Origin of the sequence: Profundicola chukchiensis, from assembly GCF_029664245.1 — a bacterium.
Taxonomy (GTDB): Bacteria; Bacteroidota; Bacteroidia; order Flavobacteriales; family Weeksellaceae; genus Profundicola; species Profundicola chukchiensis.
In genome coordinates this window covers 154,296-177,996 of the sequence record NZ_JANAIE010000005.1, presented here as the reverse complement: position 1 = coordinate 177,996, position 23,701 = coordinate 154,296, and the positions used below count along the sequence as shown (strand labels likewise).

Below are 23,701 nucleotides of genomic sequence, written 5' to 3'. Positions count from 1 at the left end.
ATGAATAAAATTTTTGATGTAGGAATTATTGGTGGTGGTGTTTCGGGTGTAGTTATCGCCCTCCAACTTGCTGAACTTGGGATAGAAAATATTTTATTTGAGCAAAAAGCTAGTGTGGTAAATGGCCCTCCATTTTGTCATTTGCATGCTGGCGGGAATCTTTATCCAGAAATTTCTGATGAGCAATGCAAGCTCTTGATGAAACAATCGATAGATATGGCGCGATTATTTCCGCAATCTATAGATGAGCGTCCTACATTCATTAGCGTTCCTAAGACTGAGAAATATAGCCTCGAAGATATTGAACGTCGTTTACAAATGTTGGTGAGCTATTATCAAGAACTTATCGACGAGGATCCTTTGAATGAAATTTTAGGCGCTCCGGCTGATTATTATAAAATTTATACCTCTGAAGATTTAAAAAAACTTAAAAACAACCCAAGCTTTAAACGCCCCAACTCACCCGATGAGTGGATGAGTAATGCAATTCAATTAATCGATGTGGATAAGCTGAAAATGCCTGTAGTTTTGGTTCAAGAATATGGTTGGAACTTATTCAGATTAGGGGCTCAGGCTCAATTAGCTTTATTGAAATCCGATAAAACTAATTTAAAATTAAACACTGAGATTCAAAACATTAAGGATGTCCGCAACGAAAATCTAGACTATAACTGGGAAATTTACACAAGTGACAAAGTATATAAAGTCAACTATTTAGTTAATTCTTCTGGATTTAAAACAGGTGAATTTGACGAGAGCCTAGATTTAAATGTGGAAAGATTGATTGAGTTTAAGGCGGCTTATGTTTCAAAATGGCAACCACAAGAAGGCTTGATTCCAGAATTAATTTTTCATGGAGAAAGAGGCACTCCCCATGGAATGGCACAGCTTACACCCTACTCCGGGGATTACTATCAAATTCATGGGATGACCAACGATATTACTTTATTCAAAAACGGTTTAGTAAAATCGAAAAGAGAGGATGCTCAGCCTGAATTTAATGAAGACATTAAAGACAAGCTAAAAAATGGATGGCCCGACGAAGAAATCGAATCTCGCACTATCAACGCTATCAATTACATAAGCAAATTTGTTCCAAGTTTTGAAACCGCTGAAATTGGTGGCCCACCTTTATTTGGAGCACAACAAATTCCAGGTAATGATCCCGAATTGAGAGTTGGCGAAGTAAGCTTCCCATGTAAATTATATGCTCGTAGTGAGATCGTTAAAGCATCTTCTGCCTTAAGTGTTGCTGAACAAATTATTGAGAAAATCCAAGAAGTTGGCTTATTAAAATCCTCTGATAAAAAACTCAATACCAACACTTTACTAGATAGCATTAGAAAAGAAGAAATCGATGTGTTAGCTGCAGATTTAGCTAAAATGCGTGGTTACCCAGAAGCCTTATCTCGATTGGTAATAGAGAAAGATTAAGTGAAATTTATAAGTTTTCAGTGTATAAACTTAGAAATCAACATTGCTAGTTATAAATTGCTTAAATTAGCTAATAGACAAGCTTTAACACGCCTCTGAATGAAACTTATTCCCTCAGAAAAAATAGAAATGAAGACGGATTTATCTATTCAAGAAGTCCGTGATATTTTGGCGAATAATATTCGTCCAAAGAAGAAAGTCTTTTTAAGTTTTACCAGAGAAAAAGAAACAAAGCGTTTCGAAGGCACGTTTAAAGATGATGAATTCAAGTTGCAGCGAATCGTTGTTGGTAAAAAATCTTTTGCGCCTCAAATTATTGGTAAAATTCAAGGTGACACAGAAGATACTAAGCTCACAATGGATATGAAACTTAGGTTTTCAACCGTTCTTTTCTTGATTTATGCTTTAGGATTCGTTTGCTTTGCTTTTATAATGGGGCTTATAGGCGTATTAAACCAAGAAACCAATCCCATTTTATTAATCTTTCCTTTCGTTATGCTCGTTTTTATTATAGGGCTTGTTCAATACAGTTTTAGCAACGAGAAAGAAAAATCGATTCAAGACATGAAAGATATGTTTGGCACGGATATGCTAAAACGCACAAAAATTAAATAAGCAATAAGTTAAATGTTTTTAATTTTATTAATTCATCCTCCTTTAATAAGAGTTGTTTAATTCTTTTCATATCAGATTTAAACAAAAATTCGATATGAATTAAGGCAATCCTAAGCGTGAAACATTGTCCATGTTAATGTATTGAAAATAGGTGCTAAATACATAGTCTGTGCTGATTCTATTCTGTTTAAGATTATTTAATTCAAGGATAAATACTCCATTTATTAATAAACTTAATGCGTATTTTTGTCAACTATTAGTATTTACAACTCATTTTTATTGAGTCATAAATTAGTTAAACGAATTATGCACATATCTTCAATTTTTAAAGATAATTTTCGCTATTTATTAGTCTTCATATTAATGGGGTTTTCTATCCATGGGTTAGCTCAAGAGAAAAAGCCAAAAGTGGCTCTGGTATTGAGTGGCGGTGGCGCTAAGGGATTGGCTCACATTCCATTATTGCAAACGTTAGATTCACTGGGGATTGTACCGGATTTAGTGGTTGGAAATAGTATGGGAAGTATCGTAGGAGGTCTTTATTCTATGGGCTATTCGGGCGATAGTATTGCGGCTATTTCTAAAACCATCAAGTGGGATCAATTGATTGGCGGTAAGGTTTCTTTGAGGAATGTGAGTGTTGAAGAAAAATCAGAATTCAATCAATATTTGGTAGAACTAAGCTGGAAACAAGGAAATATTAAAATTGGGCAGTCTCTTCTCAACGACCAAAATCTTCGTCAATTTATTTCAGATGTAGCGTTTCCAAGTTATCAGATTAACGATTTCGATAAACTACAAATTCCTTATAGAGCAATAGCAACGGATATTGTGAATGGACGAGAATTGATCTTAAAAGATGGAGATCTCTCCTTTGCTATGCGCGCAAGTATGTCGATTCCAGGGGCATTTTCGCCGGTTCCATATAAAGAAACTCTTCTAGTTGATGGTGGGTTGTTAAATAACTTCCCAGTTGATGTAGCAAAAGATATGGGAGCTGACATCATTATCGGTAGTGATGTTGGAGATGGTATGCAAGGAAAAGATGAATTAGAAAACATATCTACTCTTCTATTCCAAGCGGCCATGTTGAGTAGTAATTTAAAAAACCCAAAAAACCGCGAATTGTGTGATATTCTATTGGATCACACACCACATTTAAGCGGTTCTACAGCTGATTTCCAAAAAAGTAAACAAATTTATATTGATGGCAAAGTTGCTGTGTCAGAAAATCTCGATGCTTTAGTTGAACTAGCCGATCGTCTAAAAAACTTTGAGCAGAGAAAAATTAAACTTCCCGACGTAAGAGAAACTTTTGTTTTAGATACCATCATTTATAAAAACATCAGCAGCACCAATAGAGCCCTAGTAGAAGCAAGAACTAATATTAGAACGCACGAAGAATATTCTCGACAAGAAATTATTGATGGGATTAATCGAGCTATGGGAACCACTATTTTTGATCAGATTGTCTTCGGACCCACTTTTGAAAATGGCAAATTAGGAATTGAATTAACTGGATATGAAAGATCTAAACACCAAATCAAAGGAGCTTTGCATTATGACGATTTCCATGGTGTTGGAATTTTGGCCAACTATACCGGACGTAACATCTTAGGTGCAGCTTCAAGATCAATGATTACCCTAGACATTGCCGAACAACCTCGAATGAAAATCCAACATCAGAAAAACTTTGGTGGAGATAGAAATTGGTGGTGGCAATCTCAATTTATGGGACAAAGATTGAATCAAAAAATCTTTATTTCGGGAGAAGAAGTAGATGATGTGCGATATCGCTATTTTGATATAGATAATCAAGTGAATCGCAACTTGAACTCTATGAAAAATTATGTTGGATTCGGAGTTAAGTACCAGAACTCTAAATTAAAACCAAGAGTAGATCCCGATTTTAATGATAATGTTTATGGCTTAAGAAAATACCGTTATGAGTCAGTTCAACTAAGTGCACATTACTATTACAATACACTAGATGAGGCTCAATATGCGACACAAGGTGCTTTTTTCACGGCTAATGCTAGTCGATCTTTTTACAATAAAATCTTTGTTCAATATACGAGTCCAGAAAACCCAACCCAAGACGGTTCTACCAGTCAATTCTTTAAGTTAGGAGCTAATTACGAGAAACGTGTGCGCCTCTCTCCAGCTACAACAGGAATTTTTGGAATTTCTGGTAATTATACTTTCATGGATGATAATAAGCCCAACCATATTTCTTTCTCAGATTATGCCATTGGCGCAAAATATCTATTGGGTGGAAATCAAATAAATCCAATCAGCGATAGTTTTATTTTTCCTGGTTTGAACGAATCAGAATTAATGGTAACTCAGTTTTCTAAAATTAATATTGGTTTACAGTATAATATCAGTCCTAAAATTTATATCATTCCACATGCTGACTTTGCAACCGTAGGATTTAAAGATTTTAGCAATTATTTATCAAACATTCTAAACACTAAAGGTCGTTGGGCTGATGCAGATACTCCAAGTTTTATTTTCTCTTCTGGTTTAAATGTTGGCTATAACTCAATATTAGGACCAGTTAATTTTGACCTTTCGTGGGTGAATGGTGTTGAGAAAACCAGAGTTTACTTTGGGGTTGGATTCCATTTTCATAGATAGAGAATTCCTCTCATTTAAATCATTTTTAATACCTTTCAAAAATCTAGAACATCGCTTAAATTATAGCTCATGACAAACAACGAAATACTTAGGAAAATCCGCTACATATACGATTTTAGCGATACAAAAATGATTGAGCTTTTCAATTTAGCTGAATACGAGGTCGATAGATCCACGGTTAGCGATTGGTTGAAAAAAGACGATGACCCTATGTATGTTGAGTTAACAGATAGGGAATTAGCTATATTTTTAAATGGTTTAATCATAGAAAATCGTGGAAGACGAGAAGGTCCAACACCAGAACCAGAAGATCCGTTGAGTAATAATATGATTTTAAAGAAGATGAAAATCGCTTTAAACTTGCAATCAGATGATATTTTAGAGCTTTTTGATTCAGTAGATCGAAAATTAAGCAACCATGAATTAAGCGCATTTTTCCGAAATTCAAATCATAAGTCTTATCGTCCTTTATTAGATCAATATTTGAGAAACTTTTTCACAGCATTGCAACTTAAACATAAACCTAATTAGGTAAAACTATCGCTTAATTGAAATTAAACTCAATAAAACTCTTTGCTCATTTAATCTTAGAGTTAACATTGGTTTTAAGTAGCATAAATCATATATAAGACATTTTATATTGCTAACTTTATAGATAAATTTAGTAGCATATGAAAAGTCAAAAAGATTTAATTGTAATCACAGGAGGAGCTGGAGGAATAGGAACTGCATGTGCAAAAGCCTTTAAAGACAACCACCTTATCATCACCGATTATTCACAAGAAATGGTAGATGAGGCTGTAGAAAATCTAAAAGATGAAGGTTATAAGGTTTCGGGAATTGCTTGTGATATCACCAACCAAGATGATATAGCCAAACTAATTGAGTTTGTAAATAAAAGCGGTTCGTTCAAAGCTCTTATTCATACAGCGGGTGTTAGCGGTACGGTTAAAGATTTAAAAAAGATTTTCACCATCGACCTTATTGCTACAGAGTATTTAGTTGATGCATTCTATGAAATTGCACAGGAAGGTTCTGTAGCGATTTTACTTTCATCTATGATGGCACATAGTGTTGAGCCTAATCCTGAATATGATGATGCATTAAGAAATCCACAAAATGATGATTCTTTTGATATTGTAAGTAAATTCACAGAAGGCAACTCCAATTTAATGTATGACTATGCCAAAAGAGGAGTTCAATTATTGTCTGTTAAGCATGTTGGAAAATGGGGACAGAAAAAAGCAAGAATTGTTACGGTTTCTCCAGGTGTAATTGAAACAGAAATGGCGCTAAAAGCCGCTGAAGAACATCCAGAGAGAATGGAAATGATTAAAAAAGCAACACCACTCCAGCGAAATGGAAAACCAGAAGATGTTGTAGGAATCATTAAATTCTTAGCTAGTAACCAGGCTAGTTTTATAACCGGAACAGATGTTTTGGTAGATGGCGGAGTGATTCACAACATCAAAAAAATGTAAACTTTAAGAATAATAATTCTTTGAGCATCGGCCTGTTTTAGACCTTTGTCAAAAGTATATTACTATATATGGAAGATCTAATTTTCTACGATAGACTGCAATTCGCATTCACTATTACCTTTCACTATATTTTTCCACAACTCACCATGGGATTGTCTCTGATGGTAGTTTATTTTAAGTGGAATTATTTACGAACCAACTTAGAGAAGTACAACGATGCAGCAAAGTTCTTCATGAAGATTTTTGCCATTAATTTTACGATGGGTGTCGTAACCGGAATCCCTATGGAGTTTCAATTTGGAACGAATTGGGCCAAATTCTCCGAGCTCACGGGAAGCATTATCGGTCAAACGCTCGCCATGGAAGGCATGTTTTCGTTTGTACTTGAATCTTCCTTTTTAGCACTATTCATTTTTGGCGAAAAATTAATGGGCCAACGGCTTCATTTACTCACAGGATTTTTGGTCTTTTTAGGCTCCTGGCTGAGTGGTTGGTTTATTCTCGCTACCAATGCGTGGATGCAACATCCGGTCGGATATGAAATTTTAGATAATGGAAAATTTGTCTTAAATAATTTCTCAGAATTATTCACGAATCCTTGGTTATTACCAGCTTTCCTGCACAATCAATTTGCCTCTGTGGTGACTTCTGCTTTTGTGGTAGCGAGTATCGGAGCTTTGTACATCCTTAGAAACAAGCATGTTGAACATGGAAAACTATTCTTAAAAACTGGAGTTATATTCGGACTAATTTCTAGTATTCTGGTAGCCTTCCCCACGGGAGATTGGAACGCTAAAAACGTTGCAAAATATCAACCTGCTGCATTTGCGGCTATGGAAGGGATTTTCGAAACCGAAGAAGCTGGTGCTGAGATTGTCTTGATTGGACAGCCCGACATGGTGGAAAAGAAATTAGATAATAAAATCGCTGTACCTAATGTATTAAGCTTTTTGACCTATCAAGACTGGAACCAGCAAATTCCGGGAATGGATCAATTTGAAGAGGATGTGTTGCCAGATAATATTCCGGCGCTCTATTATGCCTATCATATCATGGTGGGATTGGGCACAATCTTTATTGGCGTAATGGTCTTGGCGGCCTTCTTTTTATGGAAAGATAAACTCTATAAAATGAAACCTCTTTTGTGGACAATTATGTTTTTGGTTCCATTTCCTTATATCGCTAATATCACAGGTTGGTACACGGCAGAGCTAGGAAGACAACCTTGGTTGGTGTATGGCTTATTACGTACAAGTGACGGGATTTCACCAACCGTATCTGCGGGTAATACTTTGTTTACATTATTAGGCTTTGTAGGCTTGTATATGCTACTTGGCTTATTGTTTTTATTATTGGTTGGTAAAACTATTTACGCAGGACCTAAAACTCAAAATCATTAACTATGGAGATTTTTTGGTATATCATTGTAGTAGCTGTTCTCACCATATTTTTCGTTTTAGATGGCTATGATTTCGGAACAGGGATTATACATTTATTTCATGCAAAAGAGGAAAAAGATAAAGAAGTAGTTGCCAAAGCAGCCGGCTTGTTTTGGGATTCTAATGAGGTTTGGCTAGTGGCTGCGGGAGGATTGTTATTTATGGCTTTCCCAACTTTTTATGCTTCAGTATTTAGTGGTTTTTATCTTCCATTAATCATTGTTTTATGGCTAATTATTTTCAGAGCCATTGGATTAGAATTTAGAAGTCAGTTTCCATTTCAAATGTGGAAAGCCATTTGGGATAAATCCTTTGGCGTATCGAGTTTACTTCTAGCATTATTCTTCGGGATTGCTCTCGGGAATGTAGTTCGTGGCGTAAATTTAGGAGAAACACAAGATGGTGAAGCCTTACATGAGGCTCATTTCTTTTTCTTGCCTTTGTGGAACAGCAGTTTTAGTCCATTAAGTGAAACCCCAGGCGTAATTGATTGGTTTACAATTATCATTGGTATTATTTCTGTTGTTACTTTATCAATTCATGGTGCCAATTGGATTATTCTTAAAACCAATTCGAGCATCAACGAAAAACTGAAAAGAGTTGTTTTTAGATTAAATATTGCATTGCTTGGTCTAACAATTTTTTCGCTTTTCATTTGGCAATTTGTAAATCCTAATATCTTTGAGAATTTCATAGATCGTCCTTATCTGATTGTTTTTCCAGTGATTTACATTACAGGTTTGATTGGATTATTCTTTAGAAAAAAATCAAAAAGCGACCTTTATCCTTTTGTATTTTCAACACTGTTGATTGTTGGAGGAATTACCTCTACCCTAGCCTCTATTTTCCCAGCTGTATTACCTTCCACGAATGATTTAAATGGACCTTTAACTATTTACAATACAGCAGCTCCTGCTTATGGCTTGTCGGTAGCAGTTTATTGGGCAATACTAGCTTTTATCCTAGTTTTCATTTATGCGATTGTTCAAAAAAGATTATTGGGTGGTAAAATTGACGAAATGGATTATGGACATTAAAAAAGATTAAATTGATTGCTTCATTCATTTCATTAGCTGGTATTTTAATGGGAATTCTAGGATCGAATTTCACAGGATTAATTCTGAAAAAGTATTCGTTGGGCTTAACCGGAAATACCATCCTTGGTGTATTTGGAAGTATTTTATTCATTAAATCATTTGGAAGACTCGGTTTTTCACCTAAAATGATTATGGAATCTGGCACTGTAGATTATATCCTACTCTTGATTAATTTCATTGTTTCTTTCATAGGTGGTGGATTATTTTTGATCTTAATTTCCTTGATTAAGAATAAAATTGAAGCTCGCAAAAAATGAGTCTTATTGATTTGTTTTAACTAAAAAGAAATCTTTGTTTAAATTTTATAATTTAAAAAGCTTAACAACTTAAATGAACGAACTGTATTTCAGTTAGTTTAACATTTAAATCATCTTAATTTTGCACTAGATGACATTAGTTGCTTATATTTAGTCTCAGAATAATTAGAAATTCAATGACGATCACTTTTATTGTTTTAGCAGTTTTACTATTTCTAATGAGTTTTTTGCCTTCGACAACCATCACTCATTGGTCGGCACGCATATTCGATTATGTTAGGATTCAGGTTTTGTTTCTGATGCTGATTATATTAATTGCTAGTTTCTTTTATTTCGATGAATTCACTAATGAAATACTCATCGGGCAAGTTCTTTTAGGAATTTCTATTCTTTATCAAGCTTATATTATTCTTCCATTTTTACCGACACATTATTTCCGTAAATCTGGAGAAAAACCTCAACACGAAGTAACTTTATTAAGTGTAAATGTTCTTCAAAGCAACACCGATTATCAAAAATTAATTGATTTAGTTCGCGAATATCAGCCGGATATTTTATTAACGATGGAGACCAACAAAGCTTGGGAAAAAGCTTTAGAAGCCATAGAAGATCAACTGCCAAACTTTCTAAAAGCACCTTATGAGAATCGCTATGGAATGCATCTTTACACTAAATTAAAAGTAAATAAAATCAAAGAACATCAATTTTTAGTTGATGATAGACCTGCCATTGAAGCTCATTTAGAGGACAGTAAAAATCATAGATTTGTATTTTGGGGATTCCATCCACCACCACCAAGTCCTACTGAAAAACCAAGCTCGCGTCAAAAGGATGGAGAGTTAATGCAATTAGCAAAATTGATTGTAAAACAAGAGGAACCTTCTTTGGTTGCAGGTGATTTCAATTCGGTTTGCTGGTCCAGAAGTTCAAAGTTATTTGCTGAAATTTCTAATCTTAATGACGCAAGAATTGGTAAAGGAATTCTAGGAACCTTTCCGGTAAGACCGAGTATTTTTAGGTTTCCTATTGATTTACTTTATTCATCTAAAGAAATCGTTGTGAATAGCATCAAAATCCTTCCAGATATTGGTTCGGATCACTTACCTATTTTCTCAACTTTTTCTGTTACTTCTTCTGTAGATCATTCAGATAAAAGAATGGAGAAAGAAGAGAAAGAGGAAGTTGAAGAACTTATTGATGAAGGCGAAGAAGCAGCTAAAGAAGAGGAATAAACTATCTCTTAATTATTGGTTTTTCGTAAAAGGTAAGTCGGATTCCAAGGAGAAGGATAATTCCACCTAAAGCCATTTGAAGCGTTACCTGTTCATCCAAAAACCACCATGCTAGAAAGGAAGCAAGCACCGCTTGTCCTAATAAACTAATCGACACTCTGGTGGCGCGAATATGCTGTGTTGCATAACTAATAAGCAGCCACGCTGTTAACTGACACACAACACCTTGCACCAACAATGACAACCAACCCATTTGTGAAAAACCTGTAAAAGGCTCATTAAATGCTAAACTCAAAATCCCTAAAGCTATCGTAGATGAAAGCATGGTTATGGACATAAAACTCATCACTTCTACCTCACTTAACACACGCTTACTCAACAACATATAAATCGCATATAGAACACCAGAGAGCATGGCGAAAATAAAAGCTAAATTAAAATCGAGCTCTAGGAAAATCTCAGAACCGACGAGTAAAACCATCCCCAACAAAGCGAATACAGTACCTATCCAAAAGTTGATTTTGGGTTTATCTTTTAAAAATAAAAATGAACCTATTCCAACCCAAACAGGTGATAAATTAGTCAACAAAGTGGCTTGTGTTGCAGTCGAACCTTGAATAGCAATATTCCAAACTCCAATGTCGAGTCCGAATATTAGACCACACAAAATAGATAGTAATAATAAATTTTTAGAAGGCCACTTAAATTGCTTTGTGATTAAGACATATGGAATTAATAGAGCTGCTGCAATGGCTACTCGATAAAAGGCCGAAACCAAGCCTGGAGATAGATTTAATTTCACCAAAATTGGAAATATTGATATACAAATAATACCAATAGCTAGTGCAATTCTTGGTTTTGTCATGGCCATAAAATTTAACCTGCAAAATTAAGACTTAAAGCCAAAATAAAACCTCGAAATTTGATTCTTTTTGTATATTTAATTTTGAATCTCTTAGAAAGGATTATTAAAATTTAATCAAATTCATCATCCACTTTGAATTATGAATTCACGACCAAGACTCAATTTAAAATTAACCACTACCGACTACATTTTAGAAGTTGTTGGTTGGCTAACTTTAATTGCGATTTGGTTCTGGGTATTTGTAAACTATAAAGACTTACCATCCATAATTCCAACTCACTTCAATGGAGCAGGAAACGTAGATGGCACAGGCCCAAAATCTACAATTATTTGGCTTCCGATAGTTGCCACCCTATTATTTATAGGTCAAACTGTATTAAACAAATTCCCTCATTTATTTAATTATCTTGGTGAAATCACCGAAGAGAATGCCGAAGCACATTATCAACTGTCGACACGCCTGATGAGATATTTAAAATTATTTATCAATATTCTCTTTTTCGCCATTACTTTCGAAACAATTTATGTTGCGTTACACCATAAAAACATTTTTGGAGTTTGGTTTTTGCCTGGAACTTTTCTTTTAACTTTCGTTCCCATTATTATATACTTAATACAAGCTAGTAAAATCAAGTGATTAGAAGATACAATACAAAGGATCAGAATAAAATTATTCAGCTTTTCAAGTTGAACGTTCCAATGTATTTTCATCCTAAAGAAGAAATGGATTTAGTCCATTATCTCGAAAATGAAATTGAGGATTACTTTGTTTTTGAGAACAATAATGAAATTTTGGGTGCAGGAGGAATTAACTACGAGTATGACAACCATACAGCTATTATTTCATGGGATTTCATTCATCCTCTTCATCACAAAAAAGGAATCGGTAGTCAGCTTATGCAGCACAGATTGGAACATATTCAATCCAAAAAAGATTTACACTCCATTAGAGTTAGAACAACTCAATTGACTTATAAATTTTATGAAAAGATGGGATTTAAACTCAAGGAAATTCAATTTGATTATTGGGAAAAGGACTTTCATCTTTACTTGATGACAAGAAGTATTTAATTGAATCCACCTCTATTTTATCATATCAAAATAAAAGCTGCACTTTAATCTAACAGATTAAAGTACAGCTTTTGGTTTAATCAAATCTCAAACCCTTAGAAAGGCAAACCGTCATCATCCACCGGAGCTTTATAGAAGTCACGCGTATTATTCACCCGCTGGACTGTATCCTTACTCCCATTGGAGCTTTTCTTGTCTAACACCATAAAAGATCTAACCTCAACTTCCGTGATATAACGCTTAACATTATCCTTGTCGGTATAGTCGCGATTGACTAATCTACCCTCAACCATTACATAAGTTCCCTTTTGAACTTGTTTCTCAATTCTTTCTGCAACAAACCTCCATCCTATGAGATTGTGCCAAATGGTGTTTTCTATCCACTCACCATTTTTACTTCTGTAGCTTTCGTTCGTGGCAAGACTGAATCTTGCTAATTTACCAGAATCTCCGAAATTCTTGATGTCTGGTGTTTGACCTACGTGACCTACTAACTGTACTTTGTTTCTGATACTCATGATTTCTAAATTTTTGGTTAAACAATTAGTTACAAAGTGTGAAAGTTTATTTTGAGTTGAACTTTCTACTGCAAATATCAGAACCTCTATTTACCTAAGTCGACATTAAAACATTTACTCTCGTTTATAGTCGTTTGCAAACGCTTGAAAACTTTTAATAAACTGATTTATAATAATATACACAAAATTTAATTAAAGCAAATATTAATTGAAATTTTCATATTCCTCCTAATTTAAAGTTTTGATTTCCAATCTATCAAACATTTCTAGGCAATAAAAAAGATCACTTATCTAACTCAAATGAGATAAAAAGTTGCCATGTTATAATTGAACCTTCATATCAGCTTCTACGCTAATTATATTATTTTTAGAATGCTGTTAGTTAGTCAAAAATAAAAGCTAACCTCTCTACAATTAACCGAGAGCCAACCAAGTTAAAAATTCTATTCATACCTCATTATAGAACTGATTACAAACTATAAAATAAGGTTCCAGCTTCATTCTAAATGAATTTATTCAATAAAAAAACTTCCTTTTCATAATTGAAAAGGAAGTTTCAATCCATATTAAAATTAGAATCCTAGAATGGAAAATTCTCGTCTTCTTCTGAAGCTTTAATTACATTTTCCGATGATGTTCCATTGGATTGATAAGATCCAGCGCTATCAGCGCTTTTCTTATCCAAGATCAAAAAGTTTTCAACTTCTACTTCTGTGATATAACGTTTTACATTATCCTTGTCGGTATAGTCGCGATTGACTAATTTACCTTCAATCATTACATAGGCTCCTTTTTGAACATATTTCTCAATTCGTTCGGCAACAAACCTCCATCCTATAAGGTTATGCCAGCTGGTTTGTTCTACCCATTGACCTTCCTTGTTTCTGTAGCCTTCGTTCGTGGCAAGACTGAATCTTGCTAATTTACCAGAATCTCCAAATTCTTTGATTTCTGGATTTTGTCCTACGTGACCTACTAACTGTACTTTGTTCTTGATACTCATGATTTCTAAATTTTTGGTTAAACAATTAGTTACAAAGTGTGAAAGTATATTTTAACTTAAACTTTCTACCGCAAATATCAGAACTGTCAATTAGCAAAGTCGACTATAAAGTATTTACTCTCGCTTATAGTCGTTTGTAAATGATTAAAAATAAATATCCATCTAAATATCATGTGATTACAAATTAACTTGAAATTGAATTATTTACCTATTTATACCCAATTAAATCACTTAGCATAGAGTTTTACCTCTATTTTACCATCATGTGTTACAGTTCCCCTAAACATTCCTGAAGTATTAAAATCCATAGCAACATTTCCATTTTTATCTAAGGCAATCATTCCTCCGTTTCCACCTAATTCAGCAATATGCGCTAGAACCGCAGCTACACTTTCATCTACTGATTGATTGGCATACATCATTCTTGCTGCAACATCATAAGCTGCTACACTTCGGATATAAAACTCTCCCCAACCTGTACTAGAAACGCCCACTTCTTTGTTTGCGTAAGTTCCCGCACCAATGATCGGCGAATCTCCTATCCTAGCCCATTTCTTATTGGTCATACCGCCCGTAGAAGTTCCGGCGGCTATATTCCCTTCTTTATCCAATGCAACTGCTCCTACTGTCCCAAATTTCCAATCTGGATATTCTTTGTCAATGGCAGATAAATCTTTCTTTTCTTCTTTTTCTAAGATATTTTGCAAAGATTTAAACCTGTCTTCAGTCCAGAAATAAACCGGACTCACAATTTCTAAGCCTTGTTCAAAAGCAAATTTCTCAGCTCCTTTTCGACTCAACATCACATGTGGCGAATGATCCATAACAGCTCTTGCCGCCAAAATTGGATTTTTGACATTGGTAACCCCAGCTACTGCTCCTGCATTTTCAGTTTTACCATACATAATGGAAGCATCTAACTCATTTCTACCATCATGCGTGAAAACAGCTCCTTTTCCGGCATTAAATAAAGGAGAATTCTCCATCACCATAATAGCCGCAGTCACCGCTTCTAAACTTGTTTTTCCTTGTTGTATTTCAGCATAACCCGCCTTTAAAGCTTCTTCTAACTTCGCTTTATAAGCTATAGCTTCTGCAGGACTTATGTTTTCTTTACTAATACTTCCCGCGCCACCATGAATTACCAAAACATATTTTTCTTGACCTATGAGCCAAGTCGACAGCAACATTAAAACTGAAAAAATTATAGTTCGCATATTTTTAAATCATTGATTGAATGCCTCAATTTATAACATTCTAAATTTTAAATCCCTATCAAATTCTTCATTTCTAAATTTCAAAACTGAAATTTTAACTAAGATTAATTAACTTGGCTTTTATAAACTCGGAATTAATTTAAAATCATAAAATGGCACAGCAATCAAAAATCATTATCGGATGTATGTCTTGGGGAAATTGGGGCAAACAATTATCTACAAAAGAACAAGCAGATTTAATTCAATTTTGCACCGAAAATGGCAATAATACTTTTGATCATGCTGATATTTATGGTGATTACACCACCGAAAGTCAATTTGGAAAAGCTTTAAAAGAAAGTGGAATCGAGCGCGAAAAAATCCAATTGATTTCTAAATGTGGAATTCAATATGTTGGAAATTCACGCGACAATAAAATTAAGCATTATGACTATTCTAAAGATTACATTATTTGGAGTGCTGAAGAATCTTTAAGAAATCTAAAAACCGATTATTTAGATACTTTTTTACTGCACAGACCCAGCCCATTAATGCATCCAGAGGAAATTGCAGAAGCCATTGCGAGTTTAAAAGAAAGTGGTAAAATCAAGCAATTTGGTGTTTCTAATTTCACAACTTCTCAAGTAGAGTTAATTTCGAGTCAGATAAAGGTTGAAGTAAATCAAATCGAGTTTTCCTTAACGCAACATTCGGCGATGCACAACGGAAGTCTTGATCAAATGATGCTGAAAGATATTCAACCGATGAGTTGGAGTCCGCTTGGAAGTGTTTTTAAACAAGATAATGAAGCAACTCAACGTATAAAACCACTTTTAAAAGATTTGGCTGAGAAATATGATATTTCTGAAGATGGAATTTTATTAAGTTGGATTTTAAAACATCCTTCTCAAGTTTCGCCTGTGATTGGAACGACCAATAAAGAGAGAATCTTAAATGCCAATAAAGCCTTGAAAATTGATTTAGAACTAGAAGATTGGTTCAGTCTTTTGGTTGCTAGCCAAGGACATAAAGTACCATAAAATTCAACTATGGAAATCATTATTCATCTTTTGATTGCTTTCTTTATTGGGCTTTTAGGCTATTTAATCAAATACAAAAAAATGCATCAGTTGATTGCTGGATTAAATGATTACCACCCTGTGAAAAATGATTATAGCGATAAATATAACATACAGCAAGTCGGAAATGTGATGGGCAATGCGTGTTTTCTGTACGTTCTTGCTATTATTCTTTCTATTGTATTAAACGTTGATGATATTTGGATTCATCTTATAGCAACAGCTTCCATGTTCATCTATATTGGAATTAACTATGCAAGTTTTAAGAAATAATCTAGCGTAAACTACCTTCCGGAAATTGAACTTTAGAAGCTGCAGCATTTAATTTATTTAAAGCTAATTTTAAAATAGCATTTCTACGAATCGTTGTATCTCTAGGCATTACAGGATAAGAAATCACGGCTTCCATCCAAGCGCGTTCATTTACCCTAAAATAAACAGCAGGCTCCCAACGTGGACTACTTACATATTTTGGATAGCGTTTTTTAAAATCCTCAATGGCAGCTTCTAACAATGTTTTTTCAATAAATTCCATATCGCTGGTAAAAGCCACCTGCAATGCGGTTTCATTCCAAATAAAAGGTGTTTGAGGTCCAGAGTAGTTGATAATTTCCTCTCTTAAAATTAAACTATTTGGGAAACGCACTACCCTTCCACTTGACCGGTCATTGCCCAAATAATCACCATTACACTCTAAAATAGACGTGTCTAAATAGCCGATTTCAACCACATCTCCTCTAAAATTCTTGATTTGAATTCTATCGCCAACCAAATACGATCTTCTAAAAATTAAATAAACCCAAGCAATGAAGGAAGTAATAGGTTGCTGCAAAGCAAAACCCAAAACCAAGGTAATCAAACCGAAGGAAACCGCTGCAGCTAAAAGGTTTTGGAACATAAATGAAGCCGCAATAATTAAACTAAATACAATCGATAAAAACCGAACGATGCGATTTAAATTATATTTATCTCCTTCTAAATAGTTCTGTTTATTGACAATGCGCGTTACAACTTTTCCAATTAAAAATATGAGAGAAATAAAGAACAGCGCAATCATTAAGTTCTTCACAAACGGAATAAACCTTTCTAAAGACTCAAAATGCTCCCAATGATCAAACACGGGAAGGTCTAAAATATAATTTATCACCAACAGCACGATTGCCGTAATCGAGTAAATTATAATCCACCGCTTGTTATTTGCATCCTCCATTTTCGATCTATACTTTATTTAAACGTGAAACTAAAGCTTTCTACCCTAAATCATGTGGTTGTTAGAACTTAATATAAAACTCAAATTTAGCTTTAATACAGCCTTTATAAAAATCTTGAATCAATATATTTGTTCTAACCTAAATTAATAAGACATATTTATTCTTAAAAAGTATAAGTTAAACCATTTAAAACTGGTTTCAACCTCTATCTAATGCAAAATTAAACTCTATAATTATGATTAAAAAAGTATTTTTCACGCTCGCTTTATTTTTCTCTTTCATTTTTGTTCAAGCCCAACAAGATTACATGGACAAAATAGCCGAAGAGGTTTGTGAGTGTATTTCTGGTAAACACAATGACAATACCGAACTCTTTAAAATGGAATTAGGTATGTGCGTCATTCAAGCTACTAAAAATTATCATACTGAACTTAAAAGGGATTATGGAGTAGATGCATCCAATCTTAATGGTCCTGAAGGCGAAAAATTGGGAGAAATCATTGGGGTTCGTTTAATTAATTTCTGTCCTGAAACTTTATTAGCTATTGGTAAAATGGTTGAAGAAGCAGAGACTTACGAGGAGACTTTTAATTTAGTTGGAACGATTGAAAAAGTGCACGAAGGACAATTTATTGTGTTCGATGTGAGAAATGAAAACAATAGAATCGAAAAGCTTTATTGGCTACTCTATATTGATTCTGAGTTTGATATGGTAAATAACTACAAAGATTTAGTAGGTAAAAAAGTTAAAGTCAATGTTTATTTAAATGAACTTTTTGATGCACGTATTTTAGAATACAGAATGTGTAACATCATTAATACTTTAGAAGTTTTAGAGTAATTGCTAAATTTTTAGAACTACCTTTGTCGCTCACAATAGCCTATGCCGCATCTACAAATTATCTTCGAAAACAAGGATTATATCGTTGTCAATAAACAAGCTGGGCTGATAAGCGAGAAAAGTCCGTACGAAGATGAAACCGTAGAAAATCAAGTTTTAAATCATCTTTCTACGTCAAAACCCCATCCTTATCTCGGTATAATTCATCGACTAGATCGGGTGACCAGCGGTGTATTGATGCTGGCAAAAAAGAAAAGCATTTTGGTTAAGTACAATGAGCTTTTAAGTCAACGAAAAGTTCAAAAAACTTATTTGGCGATTGTTAAAAATAAACCACCACATGATTCAGGAATTCTAAAGAATTTCTTGGTTAAGAATCAAAAAGAAAAGCGTGCTGAGATTATTGAAAACTCTACTAAAAACAGTTTAAACTGCTCATTATCTTATCGTTTATTAGACCAAAACGAAAAAGGTTATTTATTAGAAATTAAACCAAAAACTGGTCGATTTCATCAGATTAGAGCTCAATTGTCGCATATTTTATTACCTATTTTAGGAGATGAAAAATATGGATCACAGCAGACTTATCAACCACTTTCGATTTGTCTACATGCTTGGAAATTAAAAGTTCCCATCCTAGGAAGTTCAGAATTCGAAACATTTGTGGCTCCTCTACCCGATAATGCCTTTTGGAAGCATTTTGAAATAGATTAATTTAGCAAGACACCAAATCTAATATTTTAAATGAGTGAATATTCAGCTCGAGAAGAGAGATTGAACGTCCTAACCCATGGTTTTGGAGTGGTTTTGAGCATCATTGCTTTAGTTTTAATGCTGATTAAAAGCTTTCAAGCCAATGAGAGTTTAAGCATAATTAGCTCTTTATTCTTTGGTATAAGCTTAATCTTACTTTACTCAGCTTCAACCTTATATCACAGCGCTACCAATCCCGTGAGCAGGATTAGACTCAAAATATTTGATCATGCTGCAATTTTCCTACTCATCGCTGGAACTTACACGCCCTATTGCCTCGTCACATTAAAAGGTGAGACAGGTTGGTTAATCTTCGGTGTTGTATGGAGTATTGCCATTTTGGGGGTAATTTTCAAGTTATTCTATACCGGAAAATATGAACGCCTTTCCACGATAATGTATCTAGGAATGGGCTGGGTCATAGTTTTTGCTGCCAAACCTTTAATGGATAGTTTACCAAGTTTAGGTTTATATTGGCTCGTTGCAGGAGGTTTATCCTACACGATCGGTGCTATATTATACAGCATTAAGAGCATTCCCTATAATCACGCGATATTCCACGTGTTTGTATTAATCGGCAGCTTCTCTCACTTTTATTCTATTTATAATTATGTGCTATGATGTAAGAGTTTAAAATTTAAACTTTTAATTAATTTCAGTCTTTGAATTTAATTACACCATCTTATTGCATAGCGATGCCTAGGTTTTAAATAACTTAGGCTAATAAATTTAGTTTTAAAGGTTTCACCTTTCTCTATTTGGCTCAACTTTATTTTCTTATCTTTAATATTCAATTTTTATCAACCCTAACTTGACATATTTATGTTAGAAGAAGACTTTTCTTGGATTCAAACACACATAGAACTTACCGAATACTTAAAAACAAAAGAAAACTCACAAAAGGAATTAATTGAATTATTAAAGTCCGTTGGTGTGAGTCCCTTTAATGATCAATCCATAAAGGGCGTAAATGATATAGAATTAAGTGAAATCGACCCATTTACATTTTTCTGTTATATCTATAAATATGGCACTAAAAAACGACTTAAGATTCTACAAAAGATTGCTAAGGAATTAGATTTAAGTTACCCATTAGGAGAAAAAGGAATTCCTTCCGCACAGCCACAAAAAGTTAGATTATTTCCTTATAAATACCATCGTAATGATGAGGTTCAAAGACTTTGGGATTTATTCTATAAAGAACTTGATGGTAAAGTAACCAATGAAGAGTTTCAAGATATATGGGACATTAAAGGAGTTGGCAAGACTAAACTAACCGAAGCCTTGTTTTACATCAACCCTAAGAATAACTTGCCTATAAATGGCCCAGTTAAATCTTATCTAAAAGTAGTTTTGGACATAGATCCAAACTTTTCAAATTATACGGAATACAAAACCATCCTAGAAAAAGTAAGAAGCATAACAGACACTCCATTTCATGAAATTTCTTTTAAATCTTGGGAGTGGAATAACAATCAGAAAAAAACAAACTACTGGGTGTTCCAAGGAAACCCTAGAATTTTTGATATAGAAAAAGCTTTAAAAGATGAGATTCTAACAGATTGGACCGTAAGCGCACATAAAGATAAAATCAAAGCAGGAGATAAAGTTATTCTTTGGATTACTGGAAATAAACCAGGTATCTATGCCTTAGCAGAAGTAACATCTGAAGCTTCCTTAAAAAGCACCACTACTGACGATCATCTTTGGAAAGAGGAGGATAGAAATGAATTAAAAGCTGGTATAAAAATAACTCATAACCTCGTAGAAAACCCTATTTCAAAAGATGAAACAGAAAACATTGAAGAATTAACAGATTTAAAAGTAGGACTTCAAGGAACTAATTTTTCAGCAACGGAAGAGCAGTATGAAGAAATATTGAATTTAATTTCTAATAAAGGCACCAATTCTTTCGATAAAATTAAGAATCAAATTGAGCCAACTATTTTCAATAATTACATAAAATATCTACGACTTTTATTATCTGAATTAGAAATACAACCGAATGACCAAAGAGTTGTATTTAGTATACAAAATGAAAGCTTAAATTTTATTGTTGGACAACGATATTGTTTTAATCTTTCACCAAAAAACTCCAAAGGATTATATTTTGTAATGACAAAGGAAAAACTGAGAGACAACAGTTTTCCTTTTGATGGAACAGCACCACAACCTTTCTATACTTATTTAGATGAATTCTCACCGAATGACGATGAATGGAATAATGTTTTAACTGCTAGTGAAGAAGGATTACTAAAAACTAAAAAATCAGGATTCCTGAAATATAATAATCAAGATTTCGAAAATTTTGTATTTGCTATGGAAAATCAAAAACAACCCCAACTCCATAAAATGAATTTTCCATTAAATTCAATTTTATACGGACCTCCAGGAACCGGTAAAACCTATACCACTATTCTGAAAGCAGCCAGCATCATCGAAAACAGAGAAATAACTTCATATGATGAAGCGCTTGAAATATTTAATGCCAATCTTCATAAAAGAATCGAATTTGTAACTTTTCATCAAAACTATAGTTACGAAGATTTTATTCAAGGATTAAGACCTGATACCGAAGATGATAAACGACTAACTTTTGAAAAGAAAGATGGTGTATTTAAACGCATAGCCGACCTAGCTTTAAAAAATTTAGATGAAAGCAATAAACCAGCAATCGAAATTGAAAAACATAAAGCCTTTGAAGATGCGCTTGAGTTATTAAAAGATAAAGTAATTGAGTCTGAAGCTACCAGAACCCCAGTTAAACTAAATGAAACAGCCTATTTCACAGCAGTGGAAGATGATGCCTTTAGATATTCTGCAGATAATTGGACTTTAAATGATAAAGGTTTCGATGGATTCAGGATGAAATACTCCGATCTCATAAGGTTCTTTGAAGAAGGTGTTACCGAAAGAAAACAAATAAAACATATCAAAAATATTTCTGGCTTAGCTAAACAACATGCCACGTATTTCATTAAGGCTTATGAACTAATTAAGTCCTTGCTTCCTCAAACTCATGTTAAGACAGAGAAGGTTAGTAGAAAAAACTACGTCATCATTATCGACGAAATCAACCGAGCGAATATTTCTAGAGTCTTTGGTGAGCTGATTACACTCATTGAACCAGATAAACGTTCAGAAGGTAGTATTCCTCTTTCGGCTACTCTACCATCGGGCGATACTTTTATGGTTCCTTCAAACCTCTACATTATCGGAACTATGAATACAGCTGATAAATCGATCGCACTTTTAGATATCGCGCTAAGAAGAAGATTTGAGTTTATTCCTATGTATCCTAAGTACAATGAAGATGGTGTTGAAGTAAAAGATGAAGAAATCTTAAGATCTATTAATGATTTAATTATTAAAGAAAAAGGTCACGATTTCCAAATTGGACATTCCTATTTTATGGATTCCAATGAAGATCCTTATGATTTAGAAAAACGCATGAACCTAAAAGTGATTCCTCTTATGCTTGAATATTTTATGAATGACTTTAAAGCGGTTGCTCAGATTTTAAACTCGGCTCTTAGCAACACTGAATACCATATAGATACAAAGCTTTGGCCATTAAAATTGAGTAAAGTCAATGATTAATCTGTTTGAATATCAGAATAAAGTTAGCGTCGATAATTCATTTGATGGTTTAGAGGCTTTTCTAGATGAAATTTGGAATAAGCGCGAGAGATATTCTTATTTTTCTGAACAGGAAAATGACAAAATTGAATCTCAACGTTTTCTACAATTCATTCATAAATCCAATGAACTAAAATCCAATAAATATGTTGGAATCATTCACTATGAAGGCAAGAAAATCAATCTCTTACCTAAGATTTTCTATGATATAAATCAAGAAACCACTAGTACGGCTATCAATCAAATGCAAAATCATGTGCTTTGGTGGTTAAGTTATTGCCGAAAAATTAAATTTCCCAATTACCAGACTTCGTTGGGAAGTGCTAAAAGTGATTTTTTTGAAGTTTTAATTTATCTTTTCTCCAAATACACACGTGAACTGCTCAACTCTTCTATTTATCAACAATACGAAGAAGTCAACCGAGAACTTTCTTTTATAAAAGGCAGATTAAACACCCAAGAATATATCAACCAAAATTTAAGCAAAGGAAGGTGGCATAAACTAAATTGCACCTACGATGCTTTTGTATTGGATAACGAATTCAATAGAATCGTGAAGTATGTTACCAACCTGTTGTTTAAGGTTACAGAAAGTCCGGATAACAAGAAAAATTTAAGAGAAATTCTATTCATTTTAGACGAAGTATCAGACGAAAGAGCAACTGCCGAACAATGTGCTAAAATCAGTTTTAATCCTATGTTTGGTGAGTTTGAAACCGTGAGAGATTATTGCCATTTATTCTTAACCAATTGTGTTTCTTTTGATTATAAAAACGAACTCAAACTCTTTGCGTTTTTACTTCCGATGGAATATGTTTTCGAGGATTTTATTTTTGGGTTTATTGAAAAAGAAATAGATAGTATCAAGGCTAAATCTCAACGTGGTGATACACATTTAGATGTGGAGAAAAACTTCAAGCTTTTACCAGATTTATGGTTAGAAAAAGATAATAATTCTTTGATTGCAGACACCAAATACAAAATTGTCTATTCCGATGATAAAGATCCTAAAAAGGGTATTTCTCAAAGCGATATCTACCAAATGCTCTCTTATGCCATTCGATTCAAAGTGGATAAAATCATTCTTTTCTACCCAAATACCATCAGCCAAGATCAAGAGCAGCAGACAGAATTCATTATTGAAGATAAATGGGCGGATAACAAAGCTTTCTTCATTAAGGCTTATCAATTACCCATCATCAATCGTGCACTCATGAAAGAGAATCTTCATGAAAATATAAGTTTAAATGACTTATTTGAAGCCACTAAACTTCAACTCATCGACAAAATTACCGCTTGCTTTCCTACAGAGTTTTTAGAAAAAGAATAA

General features: G+C 33.8%; 23 protein-coding genes. 18 read left to right on the top strand and 5 right to left on the bottom strand.

The features are described 5' to 3' along the window. From NLM59_RS08515 to NLM59_RS08475, 9 genes are all read left to right on the top strand, one after another. Positions 1-1,434 carry an FAD-dependent oxidoreductase gene (locus NLM59_RS08515; protein ID WP_304417346.1) on the top strand — a complete coding sequence of 478 codons (1,434 nt, stop codon included), beginning with the start codon at positions 1-3 and terminating at the stop codon, positions 1,432-1,434. A gap of 99 nt (positions 1,435-1,533) precedes the next feature. Next, positions 1,534-2,049 (top strand): hypothetical protein, encoded by a 516-nt coding sequence (locus NLM59_RS08510; protein WP_304417345.1) that lies wholly within the window; start codon positions 1,534-1,536, stop codon positions 2,047-2,049. A gap of 363 nt (positions 2,050-2,412) precedes the next feature. Further along, complete coding sequence (locus NLM59_RS08505) at positions 2,413-4,689, top strand: patatin-like phospholipase family protein (RefSeq protein WP_304417344.1); 2,277 nt, start codon at positions 2,413-2,415, stop codon at positions 4,687-4,689. Positions 4,690-4,758: 69 nt separating this feature from the next. Beyond that, positions 4,759-5,220, top strand: a complete 462-nt coding sequence (locus tag NLM59_RS08500; RefSeq protein WP_304417343.1) for a YehS family protein — start codon at positions 4,759-4,761, stop codon at positions 5,218-5,220. A 140-nt stretch (positions 5,221-5,360) separates the two neighbouring features. Further along, complete coding sequence (locus NLM59_RS08495; RefSeq protein ID WP_304417342.1) at positions 5,361-6,170, top strand: SDR family oxidoreductase; 810 nt, start codon at positions 5,361-5,363, stop codon at positions 6,168-6,170. A gap of 68 nt (positions 6,171-6,238) precedes the next feature. Continuing rightward, complete coding sequence (locus NLM59_RS08490) at positions 6,239-7,570, top strand: cytochrome ubiquinol oxidase subunit I (protein WP_304417341.1); 1,332 nt, start codon at positions 6,239-6,241, stop codon at positions 7,568-7,570. Positions 7,571-7,572: 2 nt separating this feature from the next. After that, positions 7,573-8,646, top strand: coding sequence for a cytochrome d ubiquinol oxidase subunit II (gene cydB, locus NLM59_RS08485; RefSeq protein ID WP_304417340.1), 1,074 nt, complete (start codon positions 7,573-7,575; stop codon positions 8,644-8,646). An 11-nt stretch (positions 8,647-8,657) separates the two neighbouring features. Beyond that, on the top strand, positions 8,658-8,963 hold the full coding sequence (locus NLM59_RS08480; RefSeq protein ID WP_304417339.1) for a hypothetical protein: 306 nt from the start codon (positions 8,658-8,660) through the stop codon (positions 8,961-8,963). A 176-nt stretch (positions 8,964-9,139) separates the two neighbouring features. After that, a complete protein-coding gene (locus NLM59_RS08475; RefSeq protein WP_304417338.1) occupies positions 9,140-10,195 on the top strand; it encodes an endonuclease/exonuclease/phosphatase family protein in 1,056 nt (351 codons plus the stop codon). 1 nt (position 10,196) lies between these two features. On the opposite strand, the gene NLM59_RS08470 is transcribed toward NLM59_RS08475, so the two are convergent. Continuing rightward, a complete protein-coding gene (locus NLM59_RS08470) occupies positions 10,197-11,066 on the bottom strand; it encodes a DMT family transporter (protein WP_304417337.1) in 870 nt (289 codons plus the stop codon). Positions 11,067-11,199: 133 nt separating this feature from the next. On the opposite strand from NLM59_RS08470, the gene NLM59_RS08465 reads away from it, so the two are divergent. Beyond that, positions 11,200-11,697 (top strand): DUF1648 domain-containing protein, encoded by a 498-nt coding sequence (locus NLM59_RS08465; RefSeq protein ID WP_304417336.1) that lies wholly within the window; start codon positions 11,200-11,202, stop codon positions 11,695-11,697. Continuing rightward, positions 11,694-12,131, top strand: a complete 438-nt coding sequence (locus NLM59_RS08460) for a GNAT family N-acetyltransferase (protein ID WP_304417335.1) — start codon at positions 11,694-11,696, stop codon at positions 12,129-12,131. The genes NLM59_RS08465 and NLM59_RS08460 overlap by 4 nt, the downstream gene beginning before the upstream one ends. 95 nt (positions 12,132-12,226) lie before the next feature. On the opposite strand, the gene NLM59_RS08455 is transcribed toward NLM59_RS08460, so the two are convergent. The 3 genes from NLM59_RS08455 to NLM59_RS08445 all read right to left on the bottom strand — a co-directional run bounded on the left by NLM59_RS08455 (position 12,227) and on the right by NLM59_RS08445 (position 14,869). Further along, on the bottom strand, positions 12,227-12,649 hold the full coding sequence (locus NLM59_RS08455; protein ID WP_369426786.1) for a single-stranded DNA-binding protein: 423 nt from the start codon (positions 12,647-12,649) through the stop codon (positions 12,227-12,229). Positions 12,650-13,229: 580 nt separating this feature from the next. Continuing rightward, positions 13,230-13,652 carry a single-stranded DNA-binding protein gene (locus NLM59_RS08450; protein WP_369426784.1) on the bottom strand — a complete coding sequence of 141 codons (423 nt, stop codon included), beginning with the start codon at positions 13,650-13,652 and terminating at the stop codon, positions 13,230-13,232. 227 nt (positions 13,653-13,879) lie between these two features. After that, positions 13,880-14,869 carry an isoaspartyl peptidase/L-asparaginase family protein gene (locus tag NLM59_RS08445; RefSeq protein ID WP_304417334.1) on the bottom strand — a complete coding sequence of 330 codons (990 nt, stop codon included), beginning with the start codon at positions 14,867-14,869 and terminating at the stop codon, positions 13,880-13,882. Positions 14,870-15,021: 152 nt separating this feature from the next. Here NLM59_RS08445 and NLM59_RS08440 point away from each other — a divergent pair, with 152 nt between their 5' ends. Continuing rightward, positions 15,022-15,888, top strand: coding sequence for an aldo/keto reductase (locus tag NLM59_RS08440; RefSeq protein ID WP_304417333.1), 867 nt, complete (start codon positions 15,022-15,024; stop codon positions 15,886-15,888). 9 nt (positions 15,889-15,897) lie between these two features. Beyond that, positions 15,898-16,200, top strand: coding sequence for a DUF3784 domain-containing protein (locus NLM59_RS08435; RefSeq protein WP_304417332.1), 303 nt, complete (start codon positions 15,898-15,900; stop codon positions 16,198-16,200). 1 nt (position 16,201) lies between these two features. Here the strand turns inward: NLM59_RS08435 and NLM59_RS08430 are convergent, their stop codons facing one another. Then, positions 16,202-17,137, bottom strand: coding sequence for a mechanosensitive ion channel family protein (locus NLM59_RS08430; RefSeq protein WP_304417331.1), 936 nt, complete (start codon positions 17,135-17,137; stop codon positions 16,202-16,204). Between the two features lie 236 nt (positions 17,138-17,373). Here NLM59_RS08430 and NLM59_RS08425 point away from each other — a divergent pair, with 236 nt between their 5' ends. The 5 genes from NLM59_RS08425 to NLM59_RS08405 all read left to right on the top strand — a co-directional run bounded on the left by NLM59_RS08425 (position 17,374) and on the right by NLM59_RS08405 (position 23,701). Beyond that, positions 17,374-17,979: a hypothetical protein gene (locus tag NLM59_RS08425; RefSeq protein ID WP_304417330.1), complete on the top strand. Its 606-nt coding sequence runs from the start codon at positions 17,374-17,376 to the stop codon at positions 17,977-17,979. A 42-nt stretch (positions 17,980-18,021) separates the two neighbouring features. After that, a complete protein-coding gene (locus NLM59_RS08420) occupies positions 18,022-18,693 on the top strand; it encodes an RluA family pseudouridine synthase (protein WP_304417329.1) in 672 nt (223 codons plus the stop codon). Between the two features lie 30 nt (positions 18,694-18,723). Next, positions 18,724-19,353 carry a PAQR family membrane homeostasis protein TrhA gene (gene trhA / locus NLM59_RS08415; RefSeq protein WP_304417328.1) on the top strand — a complete coding sequence of 210 codons (630 nt, stop codon included), beginning with the start codon at positions 18,724-18,726 and terminating at the stop codon, positions 19,351-19,353. 201 nt (positions 19,354-19,554) lie between these two features. Next, on the top strand, positions 19,555-22,332 hold the full coding sequence (locus tag NLM59_RS08410) for an AAA family ATPase (protein ID WP_304417327.1): 2,778 nt from the start codon (positions 19,555-19,557) through the stop codon (positions 22,330-22,332). Further along, positions 22,325-23,701: an McrC family protein gene (locus tag NLM59_RS08405; protein WP_304417326.1), complete on the top strand. Its 1,377-nt coding sequence runs from the start codon at positions 22,325-22,327 to the stop codon at positions 23,699-23,701. Before NLM59_RS08410 ends, NLM59_RS08405 begins: the two co-directional genes overlap by 8 nt.